The following is a 15,448-nucleotide window of genomic DNA, read 5'->3' as shown; positions in this document are numbered from 1 at the left end:
AATCCATTCACAGCGTGATCACGGCAGTCGGTCAAGCCGCTGGCCCTGGCGCCGATACCAGCCCACCCCCCACGTTTTTGGATGTCTCATGAATTATCTGCGCAACGTCAGTGTTGTCTGGCGTCTAGGTATGGGTTTTGGCCTGTTGTTGCTGCTGGTGGCGGCCGTGGTGGCCACCGGCGCGACTGGCAGCGCCGTGCAGAAGCGCGCGATGCAGCAGGTGGTCGAGGTCAACGTGACCAAGGTGAGGCTGCTCTCGGACATGCTCGATGCCAACAACCAGATGATGGTCGTGCGCCGGGAGATGCTGATCCGCCAGGGCGACGGTCTGGCCGATGACGAAGCGCGCATCGCCGCGCTGGTCGCGCGCTATGAAGCCAGCTGGGCCGCCTACCTGGCGCTGCCCACGCAGCCCCAGGACAAGGCCATCGGCGAGGCCATCGCGGCGGCCCGCGCGGTGGCGCGTCCGCTCAACAAGCAGATGAGCGAACAGCTGCAGCAGGGCGATGTTGCCGGTGCGACGGCGCTCACCCTGGGCGCCGTGCAGCAGGCGGCCAATGGCTGGAACCAGGCGCTCAGCAATGGCGTGGTCTACGAGGAAAAGCAAAGCCGCCAGGCCGCTGCCGAGGCGATCCGGCTGGGTGAGCGGACCCTGCTGCAGCTGCTGGTGCTGGGGGCGATCGCGTTGGTGGTCGGCATCGCCGCCTCCGTGCTGATCGGCCGCAGCCTGACCGGTCCGCTCGCCCGCGCCGTCGGCCTGGCGAACCGCATGGCCAAGGGTGATCTGGCCGACGACGTCGATCTGGGCGGCCGCGATGAGATCACCCAGCTCGGCAACGCGATGGCCACGGTTCGGCAGAGCGTCCAGGGCGCCATCGCCGCGCAGCTGGACATGGCGCGTCAGCATGAAGCCGGGGCCATCAGCCATCGCATGGATGAGACGGCCTTCCCCGGTGATTTCGGGCGGATGATCCACGCCACGAACGCGTTGGTCGGTTCCCAGGTCGCCGTCGAGTTCCACATGGTCGAGGTGATGCAGCGCTACGCGATCGGCGACCTCAGTCGCGACCTGGACAGCTACCCCGGCGAGAAGGCCGTGTTGACCACCACCATGGCCAACGTCAAGGACAGCCTGATGGCGATCAACCAGCAGATCGAGACGTTGGCCGCGGCCGCGCGTGCCGGTGACTTCTCGGTGCGCGGCAGCGAGCAGGCCTTCCAGTTCCAGTTCCGGGCCATGGTGGCCCAGCTCAACGGCATGATGGCCAGCTCACAGAGCAGCATCGCCGACCTGTCGCAGGTGCTGCGCGCGATCTCCACCGGCGACCTGACCGCGCGGATGGAGGGCCATTACGAGGGTGTCTTCGCGCAGATGCGCGACGATGCCACCGTGACCGCCGGGCAGTTGACCGGCATCGTGCGGCAGATCCAGGGCGCGGCCGGCAGCATCAACGATGCCGCGCAGGAACTGGCGGCTGGCCACAATGACCTGTCGCGCCGCACCGAGCAGCAGGCCGCCAATCTGGAGGAGGCGGCCGCGTCGATGGAAGAGCTGACCTCCACGGTCCGGCAGAACGCCGAACTGGCCAACCAGGCCGACCTTGAAGCCCATGCAGCCGGTGCCGCGGTCAAGGCGACCGAGCAGGCGATCGCGCAGGTGGCGGCGGTGATGAGCCAGATCGACCAGTCCTCGGCGCGCATCGCCGAGATCTCCTCGGTCATCGACGGCATCGCGTTCCAGACCAATATCCTGGCGCTGAACGCTGCGGTGGAAGCGGCCCGCGCCGGCGAGAACGGGCGCGGCTTCGCGGTCGTCGCCACCGAGGTCCGGACCCTGGCCCAGCGTGCCGGCACCGCGGCCAAGGAGATCAAGGAGCTGATCGACGACGCCAGCGCCAACGTCAGGACCGGGCTGAATGTCACGGTGCAGTCCGAAGCGGCGATCGCCCGCCTGACCCAGGCCAGTTCGCGCACCAACCAGCTGATGAGCGACATCGCCGCGGCGACCAAGGAACAGGCCGCGGGCATCGAGCAGGTCAACCAGGTGGTGGTGCAGATGGACCAGGTCACTCAGCAGAATGCGGCGCTGGTGGAAGAAGCCACGGCCGCCAGCCGCGCGCTGGAGCAGCAGGCGCACGCACTGACCGGGTCGGTGGCGGTGTTCACCCTGGAACCCGATGCCACGGCGCGGGTCCGGCCGGCGCCGTTGCAGGCGGCATGATCGCGCGGCCCGCCGGGTAAACCGGAACGCCCCGCGTCGGCGGGGCGTTGTGCCGGTCGAACCGGTCCGCCGGCGCACGCTGCCGGCGGACGGGCTCAGTCGTCGTTCTCTTCCGCCGCCTCGCGACCCTGCTGGCGGATCAGCGCTTCTTCGCGCGCATCGTTGATGGCATGGCGTACGCCATCCAGGTCGATGCTGCTTTCATCCTGTTCGAATTCGCCGGTCAGCACGCTGTCCGGCAGCAGGTCGCCGGCCTCGAACAGCGCCCACATCTCTTCTCCGTACCAGGTCTCCAGCAGTTCCGGCGCCCAGCGGCCCAGATAGGCGGTGAGGTTGTTGACGTCGCGCAGCAGCATCGTGCGCGCGGCGTTGTTGCCCGCCGCACTGACCACCTGCGGGAAATCGATCACCACCGGGCCTTCCGGGCCGACCAGCACGTTGTACGGCGACAGATCGCCGTGGATCAGGCCGCAGCACAGCATCCGCACCACCTGGCGGACCAGGATCTGGTGGAACTCGCGGGCCTGTTCAGGACTGAGCTCGACCTCGCCCAGGCGCGCGGCGGAATAGCCCTCGGCATCGGTGACCAGCTCCATCACCAGCACGCCGTGGAAGTAGCCGTACGGCTCGGGCACGCGCACGCCGGCATCGCGCAGCTGGTACAGCGCTTCGACCTCGGTGTTCTTCCAGGCCGCTTCCTGCTGCTTGCGGCCGTAATTGCTCGCCTTGCCCACGGCGCGCGCTTCGCGGCTGCCACGGACCTTGCGGCCTTCCTGGTACTGCACGCGCTGCTGGAAACTGCGCTGGGCCATGTCCTTGTAGACCTTGGCACAGCGCACGTCGTCGCCGCTGCGGACCACGTATACCGCTGCTTCCTTGCCGCTCTTGAGCGGGCGGAGCACTTCATCGATCACGCCGTCGTCGATCAGCGCCTGCAAGCCTTGGGGGGTCTTCACGGTATCTCGGGAATCGGCTGGCGCGGGGCCTGCCCTGGAGGGGGAGGGATTTTCGCATCTTCGGGCCGGGGGAGCCATCGACCCGGCCCGGCGCAGTGAGGTCGTTCAGCTGCGTGTACGTGCGCGACAGCTTGAAATCTGATTCACATCGGCGCGGCAGGCTGGGGCCACCTTCCAAGGAGTGTCGCCCATGATGCTGTCCCTGCTGCGCCGCACCGGTGCCGCCCTGGCCATGTTGCTGGCCGTTTCCACCGTGTATGCCCGCCCCGCGGCCACCGATACTGTGCTGATCGTGGTCAGCGGCGAAGGCCGCGACCAGGGCAAGACCCGTCCCGGCTTCGAGATGGACGAGTTCGCGCAGGCCTACCTGATCTTCCGCGACAACGGCCTGGCGGTGCAGGTCGCCAGCCCGCAAGGCGGACCGGTCGAGGCCGACAAGTTCAACGCCGAGGAGCCCTTCAACGCACGCGTCCTGGCCGATCCGGCCGCGGCCGCACTGCTGGCCGATACCCGCGCCACCGCGACCCTCAGCGCCGCCGACTATGCGGCGGTCTACGTGGTCGGTGGCAAGGGCGCGATGTTCGACCTGCCGGCCGACCCCGCGCTGCGGGAGCTGCTCGGCACGATGCACGACCGTGGCGCGGTGGTCGCGGCGGTCTGCCACGGCCCGGCCGCACTGGTGGACGTGCGGCTGGCGGACGGATCGCTGCTGGTCGCCGGGCGCCGCATGACCGGCTTCACCAATGCAGAGGAAGGGGTGTTCGGCAAGCGCTGGGCGAAGGAGTTTCCGTTCCTGCTGGAAACCGCGCTGCGCGAGCGTGGCGCGCGCTGGGAGCAGGCGCCGCTGATGATGCCCAAGCTGGTGGTGGACGGGCGCCTGATCACCGGGCAGAACCCCTATTCGACACCGGCCGTGGCCGAGGCGATCGTGCGGGCCACCGGCCGCACGCCGATCGCGCGCACGCCGTGGCGCGATGAGGCCAGCATGGCGCTGGTGCAGCGCCTGCTGGCCGGTGAAGGCGAGGCGGTCAAGCGCGAGCTGGCCAGCAACCGTACCGGCTATCACGATCAGCTGATCGGCGTGCTCGGCTACTACCAGCTGCAGGCCGCGCAGGACGATGCGGCTGTACGTGATGCGCTGTCGATCATGCAGCTGGCCGCCCCGTACATGAGCGAACCGCAGCTGCCGCTGGGCATCGCACAGGCGCATTGGCGGCTGGGCGAGGTGGCACAGGCGCGCGCGGTACTCGGCAAACTGCTGGAAACCCACCCGGACATGGCCGAAGCTAGGCAGCTCAAGGACACGATCGAAGGCTGACCCATGGACGATGGCCTGCACATCCTGGTGATCGAGGACAACCCGGCGCTGCGCACCGGCATGGCCACGCTGCTGGAGGCCCGCGGCCATCGCGTGGCCTTTGCCGCCGATGGCCGCAGTGGCCTGCAGATGGCATTGGAAGAGCCGCCGGATGTGCTGGTGCTGGACCTCACCCTTCCGGGCATGGATGGCCTGCGCGTATGCAGCCATCTGCGTGAGCAGGCCGACCGCCACATCCCGATCCTGATGCTGACCGCGCGCGACACGCTGGCCGACAAGCTGGTCGGCTTCCAGGCCGGTACCGATGATTACCTGGTCAAACCGTTCGCAGGCGAGGAACTGCTGGCGCGGTGCCTGGCCCTGGCCCATCGGCACGGCCGACGCGACGGGCATGTGCTGCGTATCGGATCTCTCGGCATCGACCGCCGCAGCGGGACCGTACACCGCGGTGAGCAGCCGATCGAGTTGCCGCAGACGGCCTACCGCCTGCTGGTGCTGCTCGCCGAAGCCTGGCCGCGTACGGTGACCCGCAGCGAGTTGATCCGGCGCCTCTGGGGCGATGAAGCACCGCCCTCGGATCCGCTGCGCTCGCATCTGTATCTGCTGCGACAGGGGCTGGACAAGCCCTTCGACCGACCGATGCTCAAGACCGTGCACGAGGTCGGCTTCAGGCTGGAGGCCGACACATGACGGCACGGGTGCATCGCCTGCGCAACCGGTTGATGCTGGCCTTCGCGGTGTTCGCGCTGGCGGTGGCCGGCCTGTTCGGCCTGTACGTGGCGGTGTTCGTGTACAGCGTCGAAGACCGGTTCTTCGACGCAATGCTTGAGCAGGAAGCGCAGCAGCAACTGGAGCAGCGGGCCGCAAGTGGGACCTGGTCGCCACCGCGCAATGCGTTCATGGCGGTCCATGACAGCCCTGCCAGCTTCCCCACGGATCTCAAGGGCGCCTTCGATGCTGAGCCGTGGCGCCGCGAGATCGCCGGCACCGAAGGGCGGCACTATCACCTGCGCGCGCTGCCGCCGGGCGGAGCCGGTACACCGGGATGGCTGGTCGCCGAGGTCAGCCAGCAGCTGGTGGTGCGGCCGATGCGCAGCCAGATTCTGGCGCTGCTGGCCTGGTCCGGGCTGGCCGTGGTGGTGGTCGCCATCCTGGCCGGCGCATGGCTGGCGCGACGGACCACGCGTCCCTTGTCGAAGCTGGCGGCGCTGGTCGACGGCATGGCGCCGGACAGGTTGCCGGTGGGGTTCGCCGGGGACTTCCCCGATGACGAGGTCGGCGTGCTCGCCCGCGGCCTGGACAATCTGAGCGGGCGCGTGCGTGCCTTCATTGCGCGCGAGCATGCCTTTACCCGTGATGCCAGCCATGAGCTGCGCACGCCCCTGGCTGTGATCCGCAGTGCCACCGAACAGCTGGCCAGCGAACCTGGCCTGTCCGGGGCCGGGCGGCGGCAGCTCGCGCATGTCCAGCATTCGGCGCGTCAACTCGAACAGACCGTCATCACCCTGCTGACACTGGCCCGCGAAGAGAACGTGGAACAGGACGCGACGCCGCTGGCGGTGCTGCCGGTGCTGGAACAGGTGGTGGTCGAGCAGGCCGTGCTGCTGGAGGGCAAGCCGGTGGCGGTGCGGGTGGACGTGCCAGCCGACGTGAGTCTGCCGGTACCGGGGCCGGTGCTGCACATGCTGCTGGCCAATCTGGTCGGCAATGCGTTCGCGCATACCCGGGCGGGTGAGGTGTACATCGATGTGGCGGCTGGACGACTGCGCATCCGCAACACGGCGCCGGCAGGTGACCCTGACACGATCATGCAGCCATTCGCGAAAGGCGAGGGCAGCGCCGGCTTCGGGCTCGGCCTGGCGATCGTGCACCGGCTGTGCGACCGCTTCGCCATCGATCTGCGCATCGAGGGAACCGAGCACGCCACGGTCGCCAGTTTCAGCGTGCAGTAAGGCCGGCCCGCTTCCGTCCATCGCCAAAGTGCGCGATGCTCTGCCGAACGGGGGAGGGGCGCATGGGCAACAGGGACGAGGGCAGCATTCACGGCGATGTCCCGGCGGAGCAGACGCCGACCGATTGGTCGTTGCTGCCGGTCACGCACGGCAATGAAGACTCGATGGTGGCTGTGATCTGGCGCCTGCTGCGGCAGGAGCCGGCGTTGATGGTGAGTGGGGGCTACGTATTCCTGTCCGTGCTGGGGTTGTGGTCGAGCTACTTCTTCTATTTCAAGTTCCGGCTGTCGATCCTGGATTACCTGCAGGTCAGCGACTTCCTGGTGGCCGGGCTGCGTGATCCGGCCTACGTGCTGATCCTGCTGTTGGGCGCGTTGCTGGCAGTGCTGCTGGGCTGGCCGGAAACACTGCGGCGGCGCAATCCAGCCAAGGTGGCACGCCTGCGTGCGCGGCATTGGGGATGGCGGATGCTGTTCTCGGAGTCGCCGTGGATGAACTGGGAATTCTCCGGGCTGCGTCCGCTGACCGGCATGTGTATTGCGGTGGTCTGCTTCATGGCATTCGGCGCGGCGCTGTATGCGCTGAGCTCGGCCGAGAAGATCCGCGATGGCAGGGGCGGTACACCAGTGCAGGTCGTGCTCGGAGGTGACGCTGCAGCGCTGCCGGGCACCGCGAAACTGCTGGGATCCAGCAGTGCGTTCGTGTTCCTGTGGTGGCCGGAGCAACGGCGCGCCGAAGCCGTGCCGATCAGCGCGATCCGTCGGCTGCAGTCGTTGCCCTTGCCGGTGAAACCGGTAGCGCCACGAACGGTCACCCCATCCAGGCCGTCCACCGCGCCAGCGCAGCGGTAAGCGCAACGGTAAGTGATCTGCCGCGTGCTGCTTCAGGCAGCACGCGGTAGATGCACGGTCGGCCCTGCGCGTATGTCAGGACTTGCCGGCCGCTCGCTTGCGGGCCCCGGTCGCTGCCGTCTTTTTCGCAGGCGCCCCGGAGGCGGTTTTCGAGGCCGGTTTGCCGGTGGCCTGCTTGGCGACGGTCTTCTTCGCCGCCTTCTTTACCGTTTTCTTGATCGCGGTTTTTGTCGTCGCTTTTTCAGCGGCCTGCGTCGCCGTCTTCTTTGCAGTCTTCTTGGTGGCCTTCCCGGGCGCTGCTTTCGCAGCGGCCTTCTTCGCAGCGGTTTTCTTTACCGCTGCTTTCTTCGTCGCCGCGGTCTTCGAGGTCTTCGAGGTCTTCGTAGTTTTGGCGGCGGTCTTGTTCGCACTACCGCTCTTCTTCCCGCCACCATCCTGCTTGTTGACCGTGGCCCAGGCGATGCGCTCCGCAGCCGCTTCGCTGCGGCCCTGGTCTTTCTCGCTTTCCTCGATGTGCTCGGCGTTGCGCTTCTGCTTGTCGGTATAGCTGGATTTATCACCGCGCGGCATGGTCATGCTCCTGTCTGGTGACGAAGGTGGCGCCGCTCAGGAGAGCGTGCGCACCTTCGGTTCGCGGGCCCATTGCCGCGTAGCGGCGGCGGCAAGGAAGGCCTTGGCATCCTCGGCTTCCACCACCCCGGCATCGTTGCCGACACGCGCGATCTTCAACAGCGCCTGCGCGCCATCATCGGCGGCGATCGCCTTCAGGTGGACCCAGGCATCGCTGACGAAATCGATTGCGGCCGATTCCTTGCCCAGCTTCTTTGCCGCCTCGGGGCTGAGTACGACGGCCACCGCATCGAAGACCACCGACGGCGTACCGGCCAGCTGGCCATCCGCCGCCAGCGTCTTGCCGTCACTGAGCCTGGCGCCACCGATCTTGGGCGCAACCAGCTTGACGCTGGCGCCGGCCTTGTCGGCCGCCTTGCGCAGGTTGGCGATCAGCGCCGCATCGGAGCCCTCGTCGAACAGGATGCCGATGCAGCGACCGGTCAGCAGGTCCTTGGTGCGGCCGATGATGCGCACTTCCGGCGCCTTCGGGAAATCCTGCGCCGGGGTCTGGGTGGCGGCCGGCTCGGGCAGGGCCGGCATCGCCAGACCATCGGCAACCCGCTTGGCCAGGGCCTCATCGATGTTGCGCAGATGGCTCACGGTGCGCTCGCGCACCTTGACCGTCTCCACCTTGGACAGCTCGAACACCAGCGCCGAGGCCAGATGGGCCTGTTCCGGTGCCTCCAGGCTGCGGAAGAACATCCGGGCCTGGCTGTAGTGATCGGCGAAGCTGTCGGCCCGCACGCGCCCCTTGCGGCCGTCATCCGGCGCGGTAGCGTGGCTCGGGAAGCCATCGGCGGTCTCGCGCGGGCTGTCGCCCTGCAGCGAACTGGGATCGTAGGCGACCCGTCCCTTGGGGATGTTCATCTGCATGTGCCCGTCGCGCTGATGATTGGCGAACGGGCACTTGGGGGCATTGACCGGAATCTGATGGAAGTTCGGGCCGCCCAGGCGGCTGAGCTGGGTATCCAGGTAGGAGAACAGGCGGCCCTGCAGCAGCGGGTCGTTGCTGAAGTCGATGCCCGGCGGCACGTTGGCCGGGCAGTAGGCGACCTGCTCGGTTTCGGCGAAGAAGTTGTCCGGCCAGCGGTCCAGCACCATGCGCCCGATCACGGTCAGCGGCACCAGCGACTCGGGAATGATCTTGGTCGAATCCAGATGGTCGAACGGGAAGGCCTCGGCCTGTTCCTCGGTGAACAGCTGTACCGCCAGTTCCCACTCGGGGAAGTTGCCGGTGGTGATCGCCTCGAACAGATCACGGCGGTGGAAGTCGTTGTCCGCGCTCTGCAGCTTCACCGCCTCGTCCCAGACGGTGGACTGGATGCCCAGCTTCGGCCGCCAGTGGAATTTGACGAAGGTCGACTCGCCGGCATCGTTGATCAGGCGGAAGCTGTGGATGCCGAAGCCCTCGATGGTGCGCAGCGAGCGCGGGATCGTGCGGTCGCTCATCGCCCACATGATCATGTGCATCGACTCGGGCATCAGCGAGACGAAGTCCCAGAAGGTGTCGTGCGCGCTGGCTGCCTGCGGAAATGCCCGGTCCGGCTCCATCTTCACCGCGTGGATCAGGTCGGGGAACTTGATCGCGTCCTGGATGAAGAACACCGGGATGTTGTTGCCGACCAGGTCCCAGTTGCCCTCCTTGGTATAGAACTTGACCGCGAAACCGCGCACGTCACGCGGGGTGTCGACCGACCCGGCGCCACCGGCCACGGTGGAGAAACGGGTGAACACCGGGGTGCGTACGCCCACTTCATTGAGGATCCGCGCCCGGGTGTACTCGCCAAGGGAGCGGGTCAGCTCGAAATAGCCGTGCGCCGCGCTGCCGCGGGCATGCACGATGCGCTCGGGGATGCGCTCGTGATCGAAGTGGGTGATCTTCTCGCGAAGGATGAAGTCTTCCAGCAGGGTCGGCCCGCGCGGGGTGGCGCGCAGCGAGTTCTGGTTGTCACCGACCGGAATGCCCTGGTTGGTGGTCAGCCCGGGGTGGCCGTTGCCCGCGCGCTGGTGCAGTTCATCCCCTTCGCCGCGGACATCGGTGGCGGGTGCGGGGGCGTTCTTCGTGCTTTTCTTGCTGGCGGCCATGAGGCGACTCCGGGAGCTGGCGGGAAGGGGGATCACCTCACACTGGCGGGCCGGGCGTTAATCGAAGGTGCGAAAACACGACGCTGCTTGCACCCGCGCTTCACATGCGGCGCCCGGGCGCTGGGTGAGGCGCGCGCGGGCAGGTATCCTTGGGCGCGTCTTCTCCTGTCTTTCCCAGCCGCATGCGCGTTGAACCCGCCGACATCGAAGCCCTGTTTGATGCGATCCCCGACGTCCTGTTCTTCATGAAGGACTGCGACGGGCGGTATACGCATATCAACCAGACCATGCTGCGCCGGCTGGGCCTGAAGTCGCGCAAGGAGGTGATCGGGCGGACCGCGGCGGAGATCTATCCCACCGGCCTGGGGGCCGATTACGCCACCCAGGACGAGCAGGTGCTGGCCGGCAAGGTCATCGAGAACCTGATGGAACTGCATCTGTTCGCCAACCGAGAGCCGGGCTGGTGCCTGACCTGCAAGCGGCCGCTGCTGGTGGACGGGCAGATCCGCGGGTTGATCGGCATCTCGCGCGACCTCGGCCAGAAGGACAGCCTGGGCACCCAGTACGAACAGCTGCGCCTGGCCCTGGCCCATCTGAATGCGCATTACGCCGAGAACGTGCGCATGCAGACCCTGCTCGACATCACCGGCTTCTCGCTGTCCAAGCTGGAGCGCACCTTCCGCAAGGTGTTCCAGATGACCCCGCAGCAGGTGCTGACCCGGCTGCGCATCCAGATGGCGGTGCACCTGCTGCACGGCCCGGACAGCATTGCCAGCATCGGGCAGGCGTGTGGCTTCACCGACCAGAGTGCGTTCACCCGGAAGTTCAAGGCCGAGGTCGGGCTGTCGCCCCGGGCCTATCGCGCCCAGATCGGGGAGCGCGCCGCCGCCTGAGGCGGGGTGGGGCTTCCGGCCTATGCCGCCGCGCGGCCGACAGGGTATGGTGTCGCACTTGTTGCCCGCCAATCGATTCCGATGCCCGCATCCCAGACTCCGGCTCCTGCCACTCCGCCCGCCGATACCCGCCTCGGGCACGCGCTCAAGCCCCGCCAGCTGATCATGATGGGCCTGGGCAGCGCGATCGGCGCCGGCCTGTTCCTCGGCTCCGGCGTGGGCGTCCAGGCCGCCGGCCCGGCGGTCCTGCTGTCGTATCTGGTGGCCGGCGCACTGGTGATCATCGTGATGAACGCGCTGGGCGAAATGGCCGCAGCCAAGCCGACCAGCGGCGCGTTCTCGGTGTACGCCGCTGATGCCATGGGGGCCACTGCCGGTGCCACGGTGGGCTGGCTGTGGTGGGTGCAGCTGGTGATCGTGATCGCCGCTGAAGCGGTTGGTGCGGCTGGCCTGCTCGCCACGGTGTGGCCGGCGATCCCGGTGCCGATGGCTGCGCTGGCCTTCATGCTGTTCTTCACCGCGATCAACCTGCTCGGGGTGAAGAACTTCGGCGAGTTTGAATTCTGGTTCGCGATCCTGAAAGTGGCCGCGATCGTCGGCTTCATCCTGATCGGCGTGGCGCTGCTGATGGGCTGGCTGCCGGACGTGGCCTCGCCTGGCCTGCGCAACTTCACCGAGCACGGCGGTTTCATGCCCAAGGGCCTGGCCGGCATCGGCGCGGCGCTGCTGGTGGTGGTATTCGCCTTCGGCGGCACCGAGATCGTGGCGGTGGCGGCGGCGGAAACCGAAGATCCCGAGCGCAGCATCGCCCGCGCGATCCGCACCGTGGCCTGGCGCATCCTGGTGTTCTACATCGGCTCGCTGAGCGTGATCATCGCGGTGGTGCCGTGGACCAGCGAGGCCCTCCGTTCGCCGTTCGCCGCGGTGCTCGAAGCGGCCAAGATTCCTGGCGCGGCCACGGCGATCACGTTGATCGCGGTGATCGCGCTGCTGTCGGCGCTCAATGCCAATCTGTACGGCGCGTCGCGGATGATGTACTCGCTGGCCCAGCGTCGCGAGGCGCCGGCCGTGCTGGGCTGGACCGATCCGCGCCAGGTGCCGATCATCGCGGTGCTGGCCAGTGTGCTGTTCGGTTTTGCGGCGACGGTGATGGAGCTGCTGTTCCCGGACAAGGTACTGCCGGTACTGCTCAATATCGTCGGCTCGACCTGCCTGCTGGTGTGGACCATCTCGCTGCTGTCGCAGCTGATCCTGCGCCACCGTGCCAACCGCGACGGCACCCGCCTGCCGTTCCGCATGGCCGGCTATCCGTACCTCACGGTGATCGGCCTGGGGGTGCTGGCGCTGATCTTCGGCCTGCTGCTGTCCGAGTCGCACACGCGCCTGCAGTTCCTGTCGATGGCCGCGCTGACGGCGGTGATCGCCATCAGCAGCGAAGTCGCCCGCCGCGTGCGCGCCAGCCGCCGGGCCGACTGACCCCGGGCGGGTGGTGGGTGCCGACCGTTGGTCGGCACACCCCGCAAGGGCACGCAACAAAAAACGGCCCGCGCGATGCGGGCCGTTTTCATTCCAGATGCATGCCGATCAAGGTAGGTACCGACCGTTGGTCGGTACGCCTGTCAGGCATCGTGCCGACCAACGGTCGACACCTACACCTCCACGCCCTCGTCTTCCTTGTACGCATCGACCGGGATGCAGGCGCACATCACGTTCTTGTCGCCGTAGACGTTGTCCACGCGCGCCACCGGAGGCCAGTACTTCTGCTGGCGCAGGCTGGCCAGCGGGAAGGCCGCCAGCTCGCGCGGGTAGGCGTGGGCCCACTCGCTGGCCGACACCACCGCAGCGGTGTGCGGGGCGTGCTTGAGCGGGTTGTCCTCGCGGTCCAGGCGGCCGTCTTCGATCGCGGCGATCTCTTCGCGGATCTGGATCATCGCGTTGATGAAGCGATCCAGTTCGTGCAGCGATTCGCTTTCGGTCGGCTCCACCATCAGCGTGCCGGCGACCGGGAAGCTCAGGGTCGGGGCGTGGAAGCCGAAGTCGATCAGGCGCTTGGCCACGTCCTCGGCGCCGATGCCGGAGGTCTTCTCCAGCGGACGCACGTCCAGGATGCACTCGTGCGCCACCAGGCCGTTGCGGCCGGTGTACAGGGTCTTGAAGTGCGGGGCCAGGCGCTTGGCGATGTAGTTGGCGTTGAGCAGCGCGACCTGGGTCGCCTTGCGCAGGCCGGCGGTGCCCATCAGCGTGATGTACATCCAGCTGATCGGCAGGATCGAGGCGCTGCCGAAGCTGGCCGCGCTGACCATGCCCACATCGCCTTCGCCGCCAAGCACCTTCGGCAGGAACGGGGCGAGGTGCGACTTGACCGCACACGGGCCCACGCCCGGGCCGCCGCCGCCGTGCGGGATGCAGAAGGTCTTGTGCAGGTTCAGGTGCGACACGTCCGAGCCCCACTTGCCGGGCTTGGCCACGCCGACCAGGGCGTTCATGTTGGCGCCGTCGGTGTACACCTGGCCGCCGTGCTTGTGGACGATCTCGCAGATTTCCACCACTTCTTCCTCGAACACGCCATGCGTGGAGGGATAGGTGATCATCAACGCGGCCAGGCGGTCGCTGTACTTCTCCGCATTGACGCGGATGTCGTCCAGGTCGACGTTGCCGTTGGCATCGGTCTTGGTCACCACGACCTTCATGCCGCACATCTGTGCCGAGGCCGGGTTGGTGCCGTGCGCCGAATCCGGGATCAGGCAGACGTCGCGATGGCCTTCGCCGCGCGAGCGGTGGTAGGCGCGGATCGCCAGCAGGCCGGCGTACTCGCCCTGCGCGCCGGAGTTGGGCTGCAGGCTGACCGCGTCATAGCCGGTACATTCCACCAGCATCGCTTCCAGGCCGTCGATCAGTTCCTTGTAGCCGGTGGCCTGGTCGGCCGGGGCCAGCGGATGGATGTTGGCGAACTCCGGCCAGGTCACCGGAATCATCTCGGCGGTGGCGTTGAGCTTCATGGTGCAGCTGCCCAGCGGGATCATGGTGCGATCCATCGCCAGGTCCTTGTCCGCCAGCGAACGCAGGTAACGCAGCAGTTCGTGCTCGCTGTGGTGGGTGTTGAACACCGGGTGGGTCAGGAATTCGCTGGTACGCACCAGGCCGGCCGGCAGCGCATCGGCGGTGGCGGCGTCGAGGGCATCGACATCCACCGTGGCACCGAACAGCTGGCCGAGCGCGACGATGTCGGCGCGGGTGGTGGTTTCATCCAGGCTGATGCCGACCGCGTCGCTGTCGATCGCGCGCAGGTTGATGCGCGCCGCGGCGGCCTTGGCGTGGATCGCCTTGGCATCGACATCCTTGACGTGCAGGGTGTCGAAGAAGTGCTCGCCCACGTTGACGCCGGCAGCGCGCAGCGCACTGGCCAGGATCGCGGCCAGGCGATGGGTGCGGCGGGCGATGCGGGTCAGCCCTTCCGGACCGTGGTACACCGCATACATCGATGCCATGACCGCCAGCAGCACTTGGGCGGTGCAGATGTTGGAGGTCGCCTTCTCGCGGCGGATGTGCTGCTCGCGGGTCTGCAGGGTCAGGCGGTAGGCGGCATTGCCCTGCGCATCGACCGAGACACCGATCAGGCGGCCCGGCATCGAGCGCTTGTACGCATCGCGGCAGGCCATGAAGGCGGCATGTGGGCCGCCGAAGCCGAACGGCACGCCGAAGCGCTGCGAGTTGCCGACCACGATGTCCGCGCCCCATTCGCCGGGGGCGGCGATCAGGGTCAGTGCGAGCAGGTCGGTGGCCACCGCGACCAGGCCGCCGCGCGCATGCACGGCATCGGCCAGCGCCTTGTAGTCGCCAATATGGCCGAAGGTGTCCGGGTACTGCAGCAGCACGCCGTAGGCTTCGGCTTCCATCGCCTCGGCCGGGGTGCCCACGCGCAGCACGATGCCCATCGGCTCGGCGCGGGTGCGCAGCAGTTCCAGCGTCTGCGGGTGCACCGCGTCGTGCACGAAGAAGGTATCGGACTTGCTCTTGGCCGAGCGCTTGGCCAGCGTCATCGCTTCGGCGGCGGCGGTGGCTTCATCGAGCAGCGAGGCGTTGGCGATCTCCATGCCGGTCAGGTCGGCGCACAGGGTCTGGAAGTTGATCAGCGCTTCCATGCGGCCCTGCGAGATCTCGGCCTGGTACGGGGTGTAGGCGGTGTACCACGCCGGGTTTTCCAGCACGTTGCGCAGGATGACGTTCGGGGTGAGCGTGCCGTAGTAGCCTTGGCCAATGAAGGTGCGGAACACCTGGTTCTTGTCGGCGATGGCGCGGATCTTGGCCAGTGCCTGCACTTCGGTCAGCGACTCGGGCAGGTCCAGCGGGGCCGGCGACTTGATCCCGGCCGGGACGATCGCATCGGTCAGCGCGTCCAGCGAGGCGTGGCCGACCACGTCGAGCATCTGCGCGATTTCGGCGTCGTTGGGGCCGATGTGGCGTTCGACGAACGCGTGGCTGTGTTCAAGCTCGCGCAGGGAGGGAGTGTTCTGGGACATGGCTGGCATCTCGGAGAGTGGGCACGCACGTTCGGAAGGC

11 protein-coding genes are annotated in these 15,448 nt (G+C 67.6%); 7 read left to right on the top strand and 4 right to left on the bottom strand.

Annotation, left to right across the window (positions count from 1 at the left end; genetic code table 11):
• Positions 1-88 precede the first annotated feature (88 nt).
• A complete protein-coding gene (locus PV764_RS06030) occupies positions 89-2,221 on the top strand; it encodes a methyl-accepting chemotaxis protein (protein WP_421116308.1) in 2,133 nt (710 codons plus the stop codon).
• 95 nt (positions 2,222-2,316) lie between these two features.
• Here PV764_RS06030 and PV764_RS06025 read toward each other — a convergent pair whose 3' ends face one another.
• Entirely contained in the window at positions 2,317-3,177 is an 861-nt protein-coding gene (locus PV764_RS06025) for a PA4780 family RIO1-like protein kinase (protein ID WP_046273976.1), read from the bottom strand.
• 190 nt (positions 3,178-3,367) lie between these two features.
• Here PV764_RS06025 and PV764_RS06020 point away from each other — a divergent pair, with 190 nt between their 5' ends.
• From PV764_RS06020 to PV764_RS06005, 4 genes are all read left to right on the top strand, one after another.
• Entirely contained in the window at positions 3,368-4,495 is a 1,128-nt protein-coding gene (locus tag PV764_RS06020; RefSeq protein WP_421116307.1) for a DJ-1/PfpI family protein, read from the top strand.
• Between the two features lie 3 nt (positions 4,496-4,498).
• Positions 4,499-5,185: a response regulator transcription factor gene (locus PV764_RS06015; RefSeq protein ID WP_421116306.1), complete on the top strand. Its 687-nt coding sequence runs from the start codon at positions 4,499-4,501 to the stop codon at positions 5,183-5,185.
• Positions 5,182-6,447 carry a sensor histidine kinase gene (locus PV764_RS06010; RefSeq protein WP_421116305.1) on the top strand — a complete coding sequence of 422 codons (1,266 nt, stop codon included), beginning with the start codon at positions 5,182-5,184 and terminating at the stop codon, positions 6,445-6,447. The genes PV764_RS06015 and PV764_RS06010 overlap by 4 nt, the downstream gene beginning before the upstream one ends.
• A gap of 62 nt (positions 6,448-6,509) precedes the next feature.
• Positions 6,510-7,298 carry a hypothetical protein gene (locus tag PV764_RS06005; RefSeq protein WP_399619245.1) on the top strand — a complete coding sequence of 263 codons (789 nt, stop codon included), beginning with the start codon at positions 6,510-6,512 and terminating at the stop codon, positions 7,296-7,298.
• Between the two features lie 75 nt (positions 7,299-7,373).
• Here PV764_RS06005 and PV764_RS06000 read toward each other — a convergent pair whose 3' ends face one another.
• Together PV764_RS06000 and PV764_RS05995 are read right to left on the bottom strand one after the other, a co-directional pair.
• On the bottom strand, positions 7,374-7,868 hold the full coding sequence (locus PV764_RS06000) for a hypothetical protein (RefSeq protein ID WP_019183479.1): 495 nt from the start codon (positions 7,866-7,868) through the stop codon (positions 7,374-7,376).
• A gap of 36 nt (positions 7,869-7,904) precedes the next feature.
• Positions 7,905-9,995, bottom strand: coding sequence for a catalase (locus PV764_RS05995; RefSeq protein WP_019183478.1), 2,091 nt, complete (start codon positions 9,993-9,995; stop codon positions 7,905-7,907).
• 182 nt (positions 9,996-10,177) lie between these two features.
• On the opposite strand from PV764_RS05995, the gene PV764_RS05990 reads away from it, so the two are divergent.
• Both PV764_RS05990 and PV764_RS05985 read left to right on the top strand, forming a co-directional pair.
• A complete protein-coding gene (locus PV764_RS05990) occupies positions 10,178-10,888 on the top strand; it encodes an AraC family transcriptional regulator (RefSeq protein ID WP_019183477.1) in 711 nt (236 codons plus the stop codon).
• 81 nt (positions 10,889-10,969) lie between these two features.
• The gene (locus tag PV764_RS05985; RefSeq protein WP_046273974.1) at positions 10,970-12,364 is read left to right on the top strand and encodes an amino acid permease; all 1,395 of its coding nucleotides are present in this window, start codon (positions 10,970-10,972) and stop codon (positions 12,362-12,364) included.
• A 173-nt stretch (positions 12,365-12,537) separates the two neighbouring features.
• Here the strand turns inward: PV764_RS05985 and gcvP are convergent, their stop codons facing one another.
• Positions 12,538-15,408 (bottom strand): aminomethyl-transferring glycine dehydrogenase, encoded by a 2,871-nt coding sequence (gcvP, locus tag PV764_RS05980; protein ID WP_421116304.1) that lies wholly within the window; start codon positions 15,406-15,408, stop codon positions 12,538-12,540.
• Positions 15,409-15,448: the final 40 nt, after the last annotated feature.

This window comes from Stenotrophomonas sp. AS1, assembly GCF_048957655.1.
Lineage (GTDB): Bacteria > Pseudomonadota > Gammaproteobacteria > Xanthomonadales > Xanthomonadaceae > Stenotrophomonas > Stenotrophomonas bentonitica_A.
Note: the sequence above shows the minus strand (reverse complement) of the source record. Positions and strands in the feature narration are given on the sequence as shown.

What these genes read in the sequence shown, in the direction of transcription:
- PV764_RS05990 (WP_019183477.1), top strand. Translation starts at nt 10,178, where the DNA reads ATGCGCGTTGAACCCGCCGACATCGAAGCCCTGTTTGATGCGATCCCC.
- PV764_RS06020 (WP_421116307.1), top strand. Translation starts at nt 3,368, where the DNA reads ATGATGCTGTCCCTGCTGCGCCGCACCGGTGCCGCCCTGGCCATGTTG.
- gcvP (WP_421116304.1), bottom strand. Translation starts at nt 15,408, where the DNA reads ATGTCCCAGAACACTCCCTCCCTGCGCGAGCTTGAACACAGCCACGCG.
- PV764_RS05985 (WP_046273974.1), top strand. Translation starts at nt 10,970, where the DNA reads ATGCCCGCATCCCAGACTCCGGCTCCTGCCACTCCGCCCGCCGATACC.
- PV764_RS06010 (WP_421116305.1), top strand. Translation starts at nt 5,182, where the DNA reads ATGACGGCACGGGTGCATCGCCTGCGCAACCGGTTGATGCTGGCCTTC.
- PV764_RS06000 (WP_019183479.1), bottom strand. Translation starts at nt 7,868, where the DNA reads ATGCCGCGCGGTGATAAATCCAGCTATACCGACAAGCAGAAGCGCAAC.
- PV764_RS06015 (WP_421116306.1), top strand. Translation starts at nt 4,499, where the DNA reads ATGGACGATGGCCTGCACATCCTGGTGATCGAGGACAACCCGGCGCTG.
- PV764_RS06005 (WP_399619245.1), top strand. Translation starts at nt 6,510, where the DNA reads ATGGGCAACAGGGACGAGGGCAGCATTCACGGCGATGTCCCGGCGGAG.
- PV764_RS06030 (WP_421116308.1), top strand. Translation starts at nt 89, where the DNA reads ATGAATTATCTGCGCAACGTCAGTGTTGTCTGGCGTCTAGGTATGGGT.
- PV764_RS05995 (WP_019183478.1), bottom strand. Translation starts at nt 9,995, where the DNA reads ATGGCCGCCAGCAAGAAAAGCACGAAGAACGCCCCCGCACCCGCCACC.